Source organism: Pseudomonas sp. BF-B-15 (assembly GCF_019946675.1).
GTDB classification, from domain to species: Bacteria; Pseudomonadota; Gammaproteobacteria; order Pseudomonadales; family Pseudomonadaceae; genus Aquipseudomonas; species Aquipseudomonas migulae.
On the sequence record NZ_JAGYFZ010000067.1, the window covers coordinates 18,698 to 33,638 of the forward strand.

At 57.9% G+C, this 14,941-nt stretch carries 14 protein-coding genes; 8 read left to right on the forward strand and 6 right to left on the reverse strand.

Annotated elements, in window-relative coordinates; translation table 11 throughout:
- Positions 1–90: 90 nt before the first annotated feature.
- The 3 genes from KGA97_RS20155 to galE are packed head-to-tail and all read left to right on the forward strand — an operon-like array spanning position 91 to position 5,259.
- Complete coding sequence (locus KGA97_RS20155; RefSeq protein WP_223481351.1) at positions 91–1,617, forward strand: O-antigen ligase family protein; 1,527 nt, start codon at positions 91–93, stop codon at positions 1,615–1,617.
- A gap of 5 nt (positions 1,618–1,622) precedes the next feature.
- Positions 1,623–4,238 (forward strand): cellulase family glycosylhydrolase, encoded by a 2,616-nt coding sequence (locus KGA97_RS20160; RefSeq protein WP_207285929.1) that lies wholly within the window; start codon positions 1,623–1,625, stop codon positions 4,236–4,238.
- A 43-nt stretch (positions 4,239–4,281) separates the two neighbouring features.
- Positions 4,282–5,259, forward strand: a complete 978-nt coding sequence (gene galE / locus KGA97_RS20165; protein ID WP_223481352.1) for a UDP-glucose 4-epimerase GalE — start codon at positions 4,282–4,284, stop codon at positions 5,257–5,259.
- Positions 5,260–5,305: 46 nt separating this feature from the next.
- Here galE and KGA97_RS20170 read toward each other — a convergent pair whose 3' ends face one another.
- The 6 genes from KGA97_RS20170 to KGA97_RS20195 all read right to left on the reverse strand — a co-directional run bounded on the left by KGA97_RS20170 (position 5,306) and on the right by KGA97_RS20195 (position 11,387).
- Positions 5,306–6,037, reverse strand: a complete 732-nt coding sequence (locus tag KGA97_RS20170; protein WP_223437084.1) for a CpsD/CapB family tyrosine-protein kinase — start codon at positions 6,035–6,037, stop codon at positions 5,306–5,308.
- A gap of 86 nt (positions 6,038–6,123) precedes the next feature.
- Positions 6,124–7,689, reverse strand: coding sequence for a GumC family protein (locus KGA97_RS20175; RefSeq protein WP_008041067.1), 1,566 nt, complete (start codon positions 7,687–7,689; stop codon positions 6,124–6,126).
- A 20-nt stretch (positions 7,690–7,709) separates the two neighbouring features.
- Positions 7,710–8,828 carry a hypothetical protein gene (locus KGA97_RS20180; RefSeq protein WP_207285928.1) on the reverse strand — a complete coding sequence of 373 codons (1,119 nt, stop codon included), beginning with the start codon at positions 8,826–8,828 and terminating at the stop codon, positions 7,710–7,712.
- A gap of 26 nt (positions 8,829–8,854) precedes the next feature.
- Positions 8,855–9,412: a polysaccharide biosynthesis/export family protein gene (locus KGA97_RS20185; RefSeq protein ID WP_207285927.1), complete on the reverse strand. Its 558-nt coding sequence runs from the start codon at positions 9,410–9,412 to the stop codon at positions 8,855–8,857.
- A 366-nt stretch (positions 9,413–9,778) separates the two neighbouring features.
- Positions 9,779–10,276 (reverse strand): hypothetical protein, encoded by a 498-nt coding sequence (locus KGA97_RS20190; RefSeq protein ID WP_192229035.1) that lies wholly within the window; start codon positions 10,274–10,276, stop codon positions 9,779–9,781.
- A gap of 283 nt (positions 10,277–10,559) precedes the next feature.
- Positions 10,560–11,387 carry an AraC family transcriptional regulator gene (locus KGA97_RS20195; RefSeq protein ID WP_223481353.1) on the reverse strand — a complete coding sequence of 276 codons (828 nt, stop codon included), beginning with the start codon at positions 11,385–11,387 and terminating at the stop codon, positions 10,560–10,562.
- A 134-nt stretch (positions 11,388–11,521) separates the two neighbouring features.
- Here KGA97_RS20195 and KGA97_RS20200 point away from each other — a divergent pair, with 134 nt between their 5' ends.
- The 5 genes from KGA97_RS20200 (at position 11,522) to KGA97_RS20220 (ending at position 14,938) form a co-directional block, all read left to right on the forward strand.
- Positions 11,522–12,040, forward strand: coding sequence for a carboxymuconolactone decarboxylase family protein (locus tag KGA97_RS20200; protein WP_008033958.1), 519 nt, complete (start codon positions 11,522–11,524; stop codon positions 12,038–12,040).
- Positions 12,041–12,067: 27 nt separating this feature from the next.
- Positions 12,068–12,319: a glutaredoxin 3 gene (grxC, locus tag KGA97_RS20205; protein WP_223481354.1), complete on the forward strand. Its 252-nt coding sequence runs from the start codon at positions 12,068–12,070 to the stop codon at positions 12,317–12,319.
- A 1,022-nt stretch (positions 12,320–13,341) separates the two neighbouring features.
- Positions 13,342–13,743, forward strand: a complete 402-nt coding sequence (locus tag KGA97_RS20210) for a hypothetical protein (RefSeq protein WP_223481355.1) — start codon at positions 13,342–13,344, stop codon at positions 13,741–13,743.
- A gap of 205 nt (positions 13,744–13,948) precedes the next feature.
- Positions 13,949–14,227, forward strand: a complete 279-nt coding sequence (locus KGA97_RS20215) for a DUF3303 domain-containing protein (protein ID WP_008043696.1) — start codon at positions 13,949–13,951, stop codon at positions 14,225–14,227.
- Positions 14,228–14,485: 258 nt separating this feature from the next.
- Complete coding sequence (locus tag KGA97_RS20220) at positions 14,486–14,938, forward strand: cupin domain-containing protein (protein WP_223437077.1); 453 nt, start codon at positions 14,486–14,488, stop codon at positions 14,936–14,938.
- Positions 14,939–14,941 lie beyond the last annotated feature (3 nt).

Genomic DNA, 14,941 nt, shown 5'->3' on the forward strand with positions numbered 1-14,941 from the left:
CAATCCCGGACTCTGTGGCACGAACGTTACTATAGCCGCAATCAGGCAATCCACTATGCTTCGCTCACCACTCAATAAGTTTAAAAACTCATGCCTGAGCACTTACGCGCGTTAACCGTCATTCTGGTTCTGGCCGGCATCGTTTTTACCCTTTCACGCCGGGCTGCAGCTGACCTTATCCCCTACAGCGACTTCACGCGTCGCCGCAATCTGTGGTTCGTGTTGACGCTCCTGGTCTTCGTCTCGCAAAGCTTCTGGGTGTATGCAGCCGTTGCCGCCGTCATCATGACCGTCGCGGGAAAACGCGAGCGCAACCCCATCGCGCTGTTCTTCTTTCTGCTGTTTCTGGTCCCGCCGGCCTCGGCGCAGATTCCAGGCTTGGGCGTGATCAACTACTTTTTCGATCTCAACCATATTCGCCTGCTGTCCTTGTGCGTTTTGCTGCCGGCGTTTTTTGTGCTGCGCCAGCGTGCAGACACGCTGGCATTCGGGCGGACCTGGCCTGACAAACTGTTGGCCGCCAACATCCTGCTGGCGAGCCTGCTATTGCTGCGCGAAACCACGCCCACCGACACCTTGCGCCAAGTGCTCTACATGTTCATCGAAGTTTTTCTGCCGTACTACGTGGCCAGCCGGGCACTGAAAAACCTCAGCGACTTCAAGGACGCACTGTTGGCCTTTGTCCTCGCCTCCATGGTGTTGTCGATTATTGGCCTGTTCGAATTTGCCCGCAGCTGGCTGCTGTACAGCGCGTTGATCGATGCCTTGGGCATGCAATGGGAAATGTCCGGATACCTGAACCGTGGCGGTTCATTGCGCGCCAGCGCCACGACCGGCCAGGCGATTGCGCTGGGCTTCGTGATCAGCACAGCCATCGGCTTTTATATGTATCTGCAGGAAAACGTGCGCAGCAAGTTCCAGCGCCGCCTCGGCGCACTGCTGCTGGCCGGCGGGTTGTTTGCACCGCTGTCGCGCGGCCCGTGGATCGGGGCCACCGTCATGATCGCAACCTTCATCGCCACCGGCCGCAGCGCTTTCAAACGCCTGATTCTGCTGGCGTTGGTCGGCGTGCTCGCCCTGTCCTTGCTGGCGGTCGTGCCTGGCGGGCAAAAAGTGCTGGACCTGCTACCGTTCTTAGGCACGATCGAAGTAGAGAACATCACGTACCGGCAACGCTTGATCGATAACGCAATGATCGTGATCCAGCGCAACCCCTTGTTCGGCGCTTTCGACTTCCGCAACACGCCGGAAATGCAGTCCATGATTCAGGGCCAGGGCATCATCGATATCGTGAACACCTACATCAACGTGGCGCTGCAGGTCGGGTTGATCGGGCTGACACTGTTCGTGGCTTTTTTCGCCACGGTGCTCTTCGGTCTGCGCAAGGCAATGCGTTCTTTCTCCGACAAGGACGATGAGACGCGCCGACTGGGGCGTGCACTCTTCGCGACGCTGGCGGGCATATTGGTGACCATCGTTACCGTCAGCAGCATCACGGTAATCCCCGTGGTGTATTGGTCGGTGGCCGGGCTGGGCGTTGCCTATGTCCAGATGGTTCGCAAGCTCAGGCAAACCTCACGTGCAACCGCTGTAAGTGCCCATCCTCAACTCCGGTAATGCCAATGCCCAGCTTGTTTCGCCGCACACCTCTGCTGCTCATCGCGCTCCTGTGCGTTGCCATCTGGCCGTTCAGGAGCTGGGCGTCGGACTGGGTCGCGAGCGTGGATGAGCGCAGCGGCCTGCCGATGCTGACACGCGGTGGCAGCCCCGTCTTGGCATCGACATTCACCTTCTGGGGAAGCAACTGGGAGTGGTTGTATTTTGCGTCCCGGTTCAAGGCAAACGCCCCCCACAGTTACTCCCTGGAAGGCCAGAACAAAGACCTGGACTTCGACTTGACGGCGCAGATTCAAAAGGACGGCGAGCAAAAGCTGACCTGGAACTTTGCCCTCGATGCGCACAGCACGAAGTCGGGTGTAATGGGCGGGGGCATCGTCTTCAAGTTTGACCCGGCACTGTTCGCGGCAGAAATGGGCGAACCGGTGCTGCTCCCCGACAACAGCGGCTGGGCCTGGGAAAACGCACAAGGACGACGCATCGAGATGCGTTTTGAGCCGGCACTGGCGAGTGTCTATTTTGAACCCGGCGACCGATCCGAGGTGCGCGCTTTTTTCTACAAAAGCACGATCAGGCCCGGCCAGCAAAACATCAAAGCCACCTTGAGCGTCTCGGGTGACGTGACACTCGGCCCGACCCTGACCGAGCGCTTTGGCCTGACGGACCCGACACGTTGGCCGAACGACAACATCGACATAAAAACCTCACCGGTCGATCTGTCGTTTCTCAATGCTGGCGAAAAACCTGCGGGCAAGCGCGGTTTCGTCAAAGCGTCCGGCGAGCAGCTGATGTTCGCCGACAACACCCCGGCGCGTTTCTGGGGCACCAACATCACGTCCTACGCGCTGTTCCAAACGTCCGACGATGCAATCAAGCAGCAAGCCAAACGCCTGTCGGCACTCGGTTTCAACCTCGTGCGACTGCACCACCATGACTCACCCTGGGTCAGCCCGAACATTTTTGGCGAGCGCGACCTCACGCATGACACTCAGCAACTCAGCGCGCAGTCGCTGAAAAAAATCGACTGGTGGATCAAGTGCCTGAAAGACGAAGGTATTTATGTCTGGCTCGACATGCACGTCGAGCGAGCCCTTATGCCGAAGGACAACATTTTTGCCTTCGATGAGCTGCCAAAAAATGAGCAGAACAATGCCAGCCTCAAGGGTTACGCGTATGTAAACATCACCATTCAGCAGGCCATGAAACGCTTCACCGAAGCCTACATGACCCATGTAAATCCCTTTACCGGCCTCGCCTACAAAGACGAGCCGGCAATCGCCGCCGTCCTGATCACCAACGAAAACGACGTCACTCAACACTTCGGCAATGCCCTGTTGCGAGACAAGGGAGTTCCCAAGCACTGGAAGCTCTACAAAAACCAGGCCGATGTCTTTGCCAGCCAGCACAATCTATCGCAAGGACTGACCTGGCGTTCGTGGGAGCATGGCCCCTCCAAACTGTTCCTTAACGATCTGGAACAGCGTTTCAACGTAGAGATGATTCAGCATCTGCGCGACCTCGGCGTGAAGGTGCCCATTGCCACCACCAGCAGTTGGGGAGGTGACGGCCTGAGCTCATTGCCGGCCTTGACCAGCGGTGATGTCATCGACGTTCACAGCTACGGCGGCGCGGGCCAGCTGGAGAAAAACCCGCTCACCTCCGACGGCATCATCGACTGGATCGCCGCCGGCCAGGTGACAGGCAAACCCCTGACCGTCACCGAGTGGAACAACGAACCATTCCCGACACCCGACCGCCACTCGTTGCCACTCTATGTCGCCGGCACCGCCAGCCACCAAGGCTGGGACGCGCTGATGCAATATGCCTACAGCCAGCAATCATTCGACGGCGACTGGGTAACGGCCGATAACTGGCACGCCTACAACGACCCCGCCATGCTGGCCACCCTGCCCGCCGCCGCCTTGCTCTATCGTCGCGGTGACGTCAGCGAAGCCAACACGACGTACGTCTTCGCACCGACGCCCGACACCCTGTTCAACAAACCCGTGTCACCGGCCAATTCTGCACTGCTGCGCACGGCGATGGAGATAGGCAAGCTGCAAATCGCCATGCCACAAACGCCGGAACTGGCCTGGTTGCAGCCGGGCATTATCCCGAGCACTGCCAAGGTGTTTCATGACCCTGACCAGTCGTTGCTGGACGCCAATGCCAGCGAGTCCACGACGGATACGGGCGAGCTCAAGCGCAACTGGAAACAAGGCATCTACACCATCGATACACCCCGTACCCAGGCTGTCACCGGCTGGATCGGCGGCGAATCGATCAGCCTCGGGAACATCAAGGTGCAAGTGAAAACGGCGAATGCCAGTGTGGTGGTGCAGAGTCTGGACAACGCACCCGTCGCACAATCGAAGGATTTGCTGATTTCATTGGGCACCCGCGCCATCCCCAAGGAAGACGACAAAACACCATTTTATGTGGAGCCTCTGGAGGGCACGCTGAGCCTCCAGGCACCGCCTGGCCTGACGCTCTTTACTAACGGCACGCTCGCACAAATGAAGAAACTGCCCGCAACCTATGTGGATGGACGCTATACGATCAAGTTCGACGACCTGCAGGCGTCCAATTGGTTGTTTTTGAGAAAAAACGCCACTCGCTGACGCTGCAATCCGCTTGCACAGGAACAGTTTCCAGGAGGTCAGGATGAAGTTTTTGGTGATTGGCGGCGCAGGCTACATCGGCTCGCACATGGTGAAACAATTGCTGCGTGCGGGTCACGAGCTGGTGGTGGCAGACAATTTTTCCACCGGCTACCGCAGCGCCTTGCCGGGCGGAAAGCTGGTCGAACTGGACATCGCCGACGCGCAAGCCCTGGACGATGTTTTTGCTGCTGAACATTTTGATGCGGTGTTCCACTTCGCTTCATTTATCCAGGTCGGCGAATCCGTCACCGAGCCAGCCAAGTATTACCGGAACAACCTCGCCGCTACGCTGACGCTGCTACAAGCCATGGTGCGCGCGAAGGTCAAACACTTGGTTTTTTCCTCGACCGCCGCCGTCTATGGTGACCCGGTATACGTGCCCATCGACGAAGAACATCCCAAGGCCGCCATCAACCCTTATGGCCGCAGCAAGTGGATGGTGGAGCAGATACTGGAAGACTTCGACCGCGCCTACGGTCTTAAATCAGTGTGCCTGCGCTACTTCAATGCCGCCGGCGCCGACCCTGAAGGACAGCTGGGTGAACGCCATGAACCGGAAACCCACCTGCTGCCACTGATCCTGCAAGCGGCCTCGGGCCGACGCGAATCCATCACCGTGTTTGGTCGGGATTACGACACGCCGGACGGCACCTGTATTCGCGACTACGTCCACGTGGTCGATCTCGTTGCCGCTCACGCACTTGCCGTGGATTATCTGCTGGCCGGTGGCGCAAGCACGGCGTTCAACCTCGGTAACGGCCAAGGGTTTTCAGTACAGGAAGTGATAGACACTGTGCGTCGCGTCACCGGCCAGGACTTCTGCGTCAGTGACGCGCCCCGCCGTGCCGGCGACCCGCCACGGCTGGTGGCCGACCCTCGAAAGGCCAACGCAATACTGGGCTGGCAAACTCAATTTGCCTCGCTTGAAGACATCGTGACGCACGCCTGGAAGTGGGAGCAGAAGCACCCTTGGCACTGACAGTCGGCGCTGGCGCATAACGCGCCACGCGCCGAAGGGTGACGCGCTAGTAGTAAGAGCGGTTTTGTGGTTCGGCTTTGTTCAGCACCGTGCCAATCAGATTGGCTGAGCCCAGGTGATGCAGGCTTTCCTCGATCTCTTTCTTGCTGTTCATGCCGTTGGCTACCACGAGCAGGACGCAGTCGAATTTCGGCAGGACGGTAATGACATCGTCCGAGCTGAGGATTGGCGGCAAGTCGAAAATCACGATACGCGAGTTGTAGCGTTCACGCAGATCACTGATCAAATGGGTCACTGCGGGCGATGACAACACCTCGGTGGAGAGAGGAATCGGCTTACGGGTCGGCAGGACGACAAAACGCGGCAAGGTCGGGTTGACCAGAACCTCTTGCAGTTCCGCTTCGTCGGCCAGGTATTCGTTGAGTGATTTATCCATCGGCAGACCCAGGCAGGCACCCACTGTCGGACGGCGCAGGTCAAAATCCACCAGCAATGCAGTCTTGGTGGTGTGATGGGCGATGCTCATTGCCAGGTTGATCGCCAGGACCGTCTTGCCTGCCTCCGGCGTCGGCGAGGTGATGGCAAGCGTACGCCAGCCGTTTTCTTCCATGATTTTCAGAACTTGCGTGCGCAGCAGATCGAACGCCCCGCCCATGTTCGAGTTCTTGTTGTACGCCACAATGCGGTTACGCTCGAGATGATCCGGGCGCAAAGGCACAACTTTGGTTTGCACATAACTGAGCGCATTCAGACCTGCAGAGTGCCCGGTTGCGGTCATGGCTTTTGGCGTGGCCACGAGGGCCGAGGACGACTGTTTTTCATCATCTTCGGTATCGGTCTTGTTAAATTCCATGGCTGTATTCCTTATGCAAACCGGCCCAAAGCTTTAAAAATCAAAAGATCCAGTGGCATGTAGAGGAAGTGCACGAGCACCAGAAAGATCACGAATGCCACTATCCCACAGATGATCAAGCGCGTTCGCCACCTCTTGCGATTCGCCAGCTCCGCCTTGGTGTGAATGTAGGGAATGGCAACCAGTACACGCCGCCCCAACACGCTACCCAGGGCTTCAGCTCCGCGCACACGCTGAGTCAGCATTTCCAGGAGCATCACCAATGCGCCAGCGCCCACAGGGGCAAGCACGAAGCCCATGGCAACCACTTTCTTGCGGTTCGGCCGTACCGGTTTTTCAGGCATCAGCGGCGACTCCAGGAGAACAAAACGCTCGGCTTTGTTTTCCTGTTCCAGGCTTTCGGAAATTCTCGCATTCATCTCCTTGGCGCGCATTTCCTCGTATTTCTTTTTCGCGTTGTCATGGTCACGCATCAGCGTGATCAGGCCGCGCTCGACTTGTGGCATTTCAATAATCTGCGCTTCGTATTCGGCTATTTTCTGCTGCGTCTGCTGCTTCTGATCGGCCAGCGACTTGATACGTGCGTCGGTGGCCGCGATCCGCGCCTGAGCCTTCGCTACATCCATACTGACGGACACTACCGAACTCCCCGCCACCGACTTGTTCGCCTCAAGTGCCGCAATCTTGCGTTTCACGGCACGCACATCGGGGTGGGCTTCGGTATACAGCGTCAGCAAACGGACGTATTCCGCCTTGAGGCTGCCCAGATCCTGCGGTTTGTCAGCGGCTGCACCTGCCACGCCAGGCTTGGTCGCTACGCCGGCATTGGCGGCGACAAGCTCCAACTCGTTGAAGCGCAAATCCTCACGGGCAGCCTTGTAGTCACGATCGACTTCCTTGAGGTCGTTTTCGGCGCGGGTCAACATGTTCGTGAGCAATTCCCGATTCTCGGGCAGCGATTTGCTGTGCTCCTCCTTGTATTTCGCCACGCGACTGTCCTGGGCATTCAGGGCAACCTCGAGCTTGTCCGCCTCCTGCTTTGCGAACTCTGTGTTTTCATTGGCGCGCTCGGTGCGCTGCCGGATGTTTTCATTCAGAAACAGCGTTACCAGTTCATTGGCCACTTTGTTGGCAATCTCTGGTTGGCGGTGCTCAAAGGAAAGACGAAACGCAATCGTCACTTCCCCGCGACCCTTGACCGCGGCGCTGACCAGGGTGACCCCGATCGTATTGCGCATTTCATCGATTTTCTCGGAAACGCTCAACTGCCGGCCTTGAGAAGAGAACAAGTTGTATTTGTCGATGATCGCTAAAAGATTCTCCCGGGTCATCACACGCTGGCGAATGACCTCGATGCGCTCATCGGCAAAGGTGCCGTTGTTTGTCGCGACCAGTTCAGGCGAGATCTGCTGCGACTCGATCAGGATCGTGCCAGAGGACTCGAACGTGGGCGGCAGCGACATCGCGACCGCGATGCTCACGCCAAGTATGGCTGCGCAACTCACGATCAACAGCACGGCGTGGTGTTTGACGATGGCGATGTAGTCGTTGACCGACATTTCGTATTCAGAGGCCATATTTCTCACACAACTGAATTTCAGAGACCGGGGTAACTGTAAATCAGTGTCATCCCGACAATATTTGCGCTGGCATCCGGCAAGCCGTCCTGCTGACGCTCCTTGTACGTGAAGGATAGGCGCGCAATCCAAAAAGGCGAGAGTTCTTGACTGATCCAGGCACTGTAATTAAGCAAAGTGTTTGGCGTCTGGCCTTTGGTGTCCTGCCAGGAGGCATCAAAACCGGTGCGTCGGATCTCATCGATGGCGTAACTGAATGTTCCCTTCAGGTTATCCGCCTCGACGAACCCGCCGTCACCGCTGGCGACCGTACTGCGACCGGCGTCGACGATTGCATCGAACCGCTCGCCGGTGTATTGCAAGGTCAATCCGCCCTGCCCCTTGGGGCCGTCACCCGAGCCGGAAACCTGATTGACGCCCGCGTACACCGTACCCTTGAACTGCTCGGAGAGCTGGAAGTTCACGCCGACCGTGGGTGTATAGCTGTTTGAGGAGGATGCCACTGCAGAGCCCTTCTCAGGCTCATAGCGCCTGACGCCCAAACGGGTGAACACCTCGGTCTGCTCGCTCCACGCGTAGCTCCACGTAAAGCGGGTGGCCAGTTCGTCGTAGTTGATCAGGGTCGGAATGTCGTAAGTGACATGAGTGTAGTCAGTCTCGTTGAGCAAAGTACTTCGCTCGCTGAGAGCCGTATGCCAGTTGCCGCCCAAGGTATACAGCTTTTGCGTGCCGTCGGCTGCCACCACGCCGGTTTCCTGAACGGCAGTAGAGAGCGTTGAACTCTCTTCATACCTGGCCTTGAGCCCAAAACCGCCCGTTTCGGTTTCCCGCTGCCACCCCAGTTTCAATCGGGGGTCTTCACGGTCCGTCACGATGTCGGTATCGGAAGAACGCACGACGTATACACCGAGACCGAATTGAAACTCATCCCGACCGGAAGTACCGACAAGGCCGTACTCGGGAGCGATGATGGTGCGGGTCACACCCTGCTCGCCACTCGTGAGCAACAGTGGATTGCTGTCGTACTCGACAGTCGAAGGCACTGCGATTGATGATTGCCAGGTCGCCGCATGGGCCACACCGGAACACGACAGGATCAGGGTTGCAGTGGCAACCCCGGTAGTTCGAAGAGCAAGCAAGTTAATCCTTAATGCATCGCGCAAGTCTAAGGCACGACCAGCGTATCGCCGGCCTGGAGGAGAATATTGGTGGACATGTCACGCCCGGACATCAGATCGCTGTAATTGACTGGCAGGATCTGTTGCTTGGTCCCGTTGAGTCGCACGACCTTGATTTCATCCTTGTCGGCAAACTTGTCGAGCCCGCCCGCCACGCTTAAAACCTGCAGCACTGACGTTTGACCTGATAAATGGACACTGCCTGGCTTCAACACTTTGCCCTGCACGTACACGAGATTGCCATCCGTGCTGGTGACGACAACGCTCACCTGCGGATCGGGTATGTACTTTACAAGCTTGGCAGCAATTTTCTCTTCGACTGCGGTGGTATCGAGACCCGCCACATCGACTTGCCCTGCCAGCGGGAAGGTAATGCTTCCGTTGGGAAGAACGATCACGTCCTGCTTGAGCTTGTCTTCGCCCCAAACGGAAACGGCAAGCTTGTCACCCGGACTCAACCGGTATGCAGCATCGTTTGCGACGGCATTGGAAATGCTGGGCATAACTGCCAGCGCGCAGACCACAGGTAACCAGAAACGCGACATCGGGATCCCTCCGCCTAAGTAGCCTTGCCAAGAGTCTTGCATAAAAACCGGGGTAAATCACTCTTGCTCATTTTTAGGTCAAGGAAACGATCAAGGGGCTGTTTTTTGCGTTCGACGCCGTCCGGTTTTCGTCGGCCTGACGCCTCTATTGCCTGCCGGGAAACAGCTGGCGAAGGAAGTTTTTTATTTAACAATAAGTTGTCGTTAAACATATCGACCTCGATGTCTGCCTGCCAAATTAATAGCACTCTGTTTAATAGAGTGCGTCATTCAGCTAATACATCGCCAAACCCACTAGCAGATCAAATTGATATCAATCACTAGTGTCAATGCGCCACACAATCGCCAGCAAAAACAAAAAGCTAGCTATACCTTCCGCCGGTTGGCGACCATGACAAAACCGAATAACGCGGATGAAAACAACCAGGCGGCAGCAGCTAACGGAACTGCATTCGATTGATTGCTGAGGGCATCATCCCCGCCACTCAAAACTTTACTTTGCGTACCTGAATCTGCCGTTAACTTGTCAACGGCAAGTTGCGCCATTAATCCGTCACAGGAAGAACTATTGACGGTAGCGCCCACCTTGGTGGCGGATTCTATAAGACTGTTGAGTTGATTTTTTGCTGTATCAGCGAAGCTGGTATCGCTGGCCGAAGCTGCCGCACCAGGACCGTTTGCAACGGTTGAAGGGGCACCACCCTGCTCGGCGGCGGTCATGCCCGCTTTTGGACCATACGCTTGGCAAGCATCGCCCATGCGGTTAATTTCACGGGTCAAATTGGCCGTTTGTGCGGTGGCAATGGCCGCACCATTAAAGAGCACGCAGAACAAAACGGATTTGAGAACCAGTGATGAACGCATTGAAGCCCGCCTCCCTGCACACAGGGTTTTCCTGATATCGAATGAAGGATTCGTTACCCAGCTGATTGGAGCCTATAAGCACATAGCCAGCACGTCAATGGTCTGTCACAACAATAAATTAAAATAAAAATCAAGGCAGAATGGCGTCAATAAATCGACAATTAGTCCTCATCACAACAAGGGTCTCTATCTCCTTGAAACGACTCAAACATGGGCATCAGCCCTACCGAAAACGGGCCTGAACGCTTTGCTTTTTCCTCGCCGAAACACCGGCGACAAAAAACTATCTACGCTGGCCGCCATGCATCCACTCTCGTGGACTGACGCCGGTCTTGCGCCGAAATGCCCGGGCGAGCGCCGAAGGGCTTTCATACCCCACTTCATCGGCAATCAGGGCAATGGACTTGCCTTCACGCAAGCGTTTCTGGGCCAGGCTGATGCGCCAGCTAACCAGGTAATCCACCGGGGTCTGCCCCACCACCTGACGAAAGTGTTCGGCAAAACTGGCCCGGGACATGTTGGCCGCCGTCGACAACTCAGCCACAGTCCAGGACTTGCCGGGCGTGTCGTGCATCAGGCTTAACGAGCGTGCCAAGCGCGGGTCGGCGAGACCGGCCATCATGCCGGTGCTTTGTTCGCGATTGGTCAGAATGTGCCGCAGCAACTGGATCACCAGCACTTCGAACAAGCGGTCCATCATCGCTTCGCGACCGCAAATGCCGCCGAAGGCTTCGTTGAACAGCCAGTCCAGCGTACCGGCCATGGTCGGCACTTCATCGAGATCAAGTACCAGGTAATCGGGCAACGCCGCCGCCAGCGCATTCCCCGCACCGCCATCGAACGTCAGCGAGGCGCACACCAGTTGCGTGTCGGACGTGGCAGCGGCAATCAGTCGGTGGCGGTAAGGCCGAGGGAAGAAAATCAAGGTGGGGGTGTTGAGCTCAATCGCGCGCTCATCGGCCAGTTTCAGGGTCAGCTCGCCGGATTGCAGCAGATGGAGGTGCCCGCAGGCCTGATCACCGTCAAAACCGGTGGTGCCGCAAAAGGTCCCGCTGTGGAAGGTACCGGCGCTGACGCCGAAATGGCTGAGCAAGGTGGACAAGCGATCCATGGACAGGCTCCTGGCGGCATATCTGGACGATCAGTCGCATATCCTCGACGATTTGCAGCCAATAGACCAGCACTCGTCATTAGCATGGACCCCGTACCCAGCGCACACCGCGCCGTCATCTACGGAGATCCACCATGAGCCGCATCAACACCCTGAGCCTCGAACACGCCACCGACGCCACTCGCCCGCTGCTGGAAGGCGTGCAGAAAAAAATCGGTTTTTTGCCCAATGTCTTCAAGACGCTGGCGCATGCTCCCGCCGTGCTGTCCTCTTATCTGCAACAGTCTGCGACCCTCGGTAAAACGTCACTGAGCGCCACCGAGAAAGAAGCGATCTTCCTCGCCACGTCCCAGGTGAATGGGTGCGACTACTGCCTCGCGGCCCACACATTGTTTGCCGGCAAGGCCGGGTTATCCGCGCAAGACATCCTCAGCGCCCGCAGCGGCCAGCTCAATGCCTTTGCCACCCTCGCCCGGCAGATCACCGAAAGCCGTGGCCACCTGGGCAGCGAGCAGATCGCAGCGGCACGGGCAGCCGGGATCAACGACAGCAAGATTGTCGAAGTGATCGCTCACGTGGCCTCGCAGACCTTGACCAATTACCTCAACAACGTCGCCCTGACCGAGATCGATTTTCCGGCCATCGATGCTTGAACGACTGTCTATTCGGGAGAACCGCTGATGAACACCGTGACGCTCTATACCACTGACACTTGCCCTTATTGCCGCAACGCCAAGACTTTGCTGGCGAGCCGAGGCATTGCGGCACAGGAAATAAACGTTCAATCGGAACCTGGGAAGTTTGAGGAGATGCTCGGCCGCAGTGGTCGCCGTAGCGTGCCGCAGATTTTTATCGGTGATGTGCATGTTGGAGGGTTTGACGAGCTGGCCAAACTTGATCGTCAGGGGGGGTTGATGTCGATGCTGGCTTGAGGCCGGTGATTTTTTGGGGGTGTACATATCCGTTGTTGTGGTAACGGCTGCTATTGGTTCCGCTTTTACAGCGGGTTACTTGGAAAAGTGCCAAGTAACCAAGCGCCTGCGCCCCTGACGTACGGTGGCTCGCTAAGGCTCGCCATGCCCTCGCTCCGGTCCTGCTCCGTGGGCCCGCCGCCATCGGCCATCCCTGGCCGGGGGCGGCTAACCCGGCATCCATGCCGGGTTGCCCACTGCGCAGAACCTCCTCTCGGCCTTCCGACGGGGCAGATCAAGATCAAAAGCCAAAGCGAGGCGGCCTGCCAGCCGACCTGTTTCTTTGCTCGTACGCATTCCCCTGTAGGAGCCGGCTTGCCGGCGATGGACGTCAACGATAACGCGGGCTGTCTGAAGGAACGCGTCGCCCAGACGATTTTCGCAAGCAAGCTCGCTCCCACTGTTGAACGTATGCGTTCCGAATACACACGCATTTCCCCTGTAGGAGCCGGCTTGCTGGCGATAGCGGTGGATCAGTCAACGTATGTATTGGCTGGGCAGACGCCATCGCCAGCAAGCCGGCTCCTACAGGGATCGGCGTACGCTTTTGATTCTCACCACTCATCAGGCCGAGCGTTAGCTCGCCTTCAGCTTTTGATCTAAGCGCACCCTCGAGAGGCCGAGCGCAGGTTCTGCGCAGTGGGCAACCCGGCATGGATGCCGGGTTAGCCGCGCACGGCCATGGATGGCCGATCGCGGCGGGCCCACGGAGCAGGACCGGAGCGAGGGCATGGCGAGCATTAGCGAGGCACCGAACGAAAGGGGCAAGAGCCCTTGGTTACTTGGGGCTCTTCCAAGTGACTCGCCGTAAGGGCGAAACCAATAGCGGCCATAACCGCAGAAATGGATATGTACACCTGAAAGAAAATAGTCGCCGGATAGACCGCTATCGCCGGCAAGCCAGCTCCTACAGGGACCGGGTACATCCGCAAGAGTCGGGGCATATGGGCAAACACACAAAGGGCGCTCTATGATTGACCCCTATGAGCACGTCGATGCCGATCCGCCAACCCTGCCCGCCCGGTGCCTGCAACTGCGAGCGTGAACCGCTGCTGGAAAAAGCGGGCGCGGACCTGCGCATCCTGTTCCTGACCCGCACCGAAGAAAAACGCCTGCTCGACCGCCTGGAAAATCTCCAGAGCCTGAGCGACCTCGAACGGATGCAACAGCGGATGTTCGAACAACTGGGCATCCGGGTCGAAATCGCCCCCGGCTTCAACGAAGTCCGCACCATGCGCGGCATCGCCATCTCCATCGGCGAATTGCCGGGGCTGTGCCGCAAAACCCGCCAGGCGATCCCGGCCGCGATTCGTCGCGGGCTGGAAAAACGTCCGGAAATCGCCTACGAACTGCTCAACGCCAACGACCTGCTGCGCGATACTTGACGGCTGAATGCCCCCCAACAATCCCGAATGCCACGAAAGAGGATCAGCGGTCGTACGCGAATCCCGGCGCGCTGCTATGCCTTCTCAAAGGGAGAAAGACATTAAAGCCCGTCAGGATGAAGCGGGAAACAGGCGTGACCGTGGTCCCGGCGCCAGCCAGGTGCGCGAAGAGCAACAGGTGCCAATCCCTATCAGGAGGTGGCAGATGTTATTCATGGTCAGTTGGTCAATCAGTCCGCAAAACCGCAACAGCGCGATCAAGCGCTTTCTCGAGACCCAAGGTGCCCCGCCCCCCGGCGTCAAGATGCTCGGGCGCTGGCATGCCGTCGGTGGCTCGAGCGGTTTTGGCATCGCGGAAACCGACGATGCCGTACAGATTCAAAAATGGGTGCTGCAATGGAGTGACCTGATGAGCATGGAGGTTCATGCGGCACTCACCGATGAGCAGGCTGGGCCGCTGCTGGCGGCCGCTGTCAGCAAGTAATAATCGTCGTGGCGGCGAGTCTTGCTCGCCGCCCCGACGCAGGCGCTCTGTCAGCGTCAGGCTTTAGATCCTGCTACGTCTTGATTCCCACCCGCCGCCGCATCTCGGCAGTGACTGCCTGAGCAGCAGAGCGATACGCCGGGGGAAAATTCAATCGGGGTTGAAACTGCCCTGACAGACGGACAGATGGTCGGGCACTGGGCACGCTGGCAAGTGAATATACTCAGCGGGAGTGGGCACATCCTCCGGAGAGCAATCATGCGAACGGTTCACGTCATCACCCCCGAAAAAACCCCGGGGCCGGTCAATGTGGTGGGTGAGGCGATCACGGTTCTCGCCGGCGGCGATCTGAGCAAACCCTTTGAAATGCACATTCAGGAAGGCGTGCAAGGGGGCGGGCCGCCGCTGCATTTCCATCCGTGGGACGAGGCTTTCTACGTTACCGACGGGCAGGTCGAAGTGACGGTCGAGGGCAAGTCCACCACTGTTTCTGCCGGCGGCTACGTGCATATTCCCGGTGGGTCGATCCATGCCTACAAAAACATCAGCGCGACCGCGAGGATGATTGGCGTGGTGTCCGATCCGCGCGGCGGTCAGTTTTTTACGGCGGTGGACCGGTTGAGGGTTCCGGAGGATTTGCCGCGAATCCTGGAGATTGCCGAAGCGCACGGGGTTACGTTTCTGATTCCGAAATCACCGCAGACTCTGTAGGAG

Excerpts from the sequence above, each read along its gene's own strand:
- KGA97_RS20155 (WP_223481351.1), top strand. The coding sequence starts at position 91 with ATGCCTGAGCACTTACGCGCGTTAACCGTCATTCTGGTTCTGGCCGGC.
- KGA97_RS20160 (WP_207285929.1), top strand. The coding sequence starts at position 1,623 with ATGCCCAGCTTGTTTCGCCGCACACCTCTGCTGCTCATCGCGCTCCTG.
- galE (WP_223481352.1), top strand. The coding sequence starts at position 4,282 with ATGAAGTTTTTGGTGATTGGCGGCGCAGGCTACATCGGCTCGCACATG.
- KGA97_RS20170 (WP_223437084.1), bottom strand. The coding sequence starts at position 6,037 with ATGACCGCAACCGGGCACTCTGCAGGTCTGAATGCGCTCAGTTATGTG.
- KGA97_RS20175 (WP_008041067.1), bottom strand. The coding sequence starts at position 7,689 with ATGGCCTCTGAATACGAAATGTCGGTCAACGACTACATCGCCATCGTC.
- KGA97_RS20185 (WP_207285927.1), bottom strand. The coding sequence starts at position 9,412 with ATGTCGCGTTTCTGGTTACCTGTGGTCTGCGCGCTGGCAGTTATGCCC.
- KGA97_RS20190 (WP_192229035.1), bottom strand. The coding sequence starts at position 10,276 with ATGCGTTCATCACTGGTTCTCAAATCCGTTTTGTTCTGCGTGCTCTTT.
- KGA97_RS20195 (WP_223481353.1), bottom strand. The coding sequence starts at position 11,387 with ATGGATCGCTTGTCCACCTTGCTCAGCCATTTCGGCGTCAGCGCCGGT.
- KGA97_RS20200 (WP_008033958.1), top strand. The coding sequence starts at position 11,522 with ATGAGCCGCATCAACACCCTGAGCCTCGAACACGCCACCGACGCCACT.
- grxC (WP_223481354.1), top strand. The coding sequence starts at position 12,068 with ATGAACACCGTGACGCTCTATACCACTGACACTTGCCCTTATTGCCGC.
- KGA97_RS20210 (WP_223481355.1), top strand. The coding sequence starts at position 13,342 with ATGAGCACGTCGATGCCGATCCGCCAACCCTGCCCGCCCGGTGCCTGC.
- KGA97_RS20215 (WP_008043696.1), top strand. The coding sequence starts at position 13,949 with ATGTTATTCATGGTCAGTTGGTCAATCAGTCCGCAAAACCGCAACAGC.
- KGA97_RS20220 (WP_223437077.1), top strand. The coding sequence starts at position 14,486 with ATGCGAACGGTTCACGTCATCACCCCCGAAAAAACCCCGGGGCCGGTC.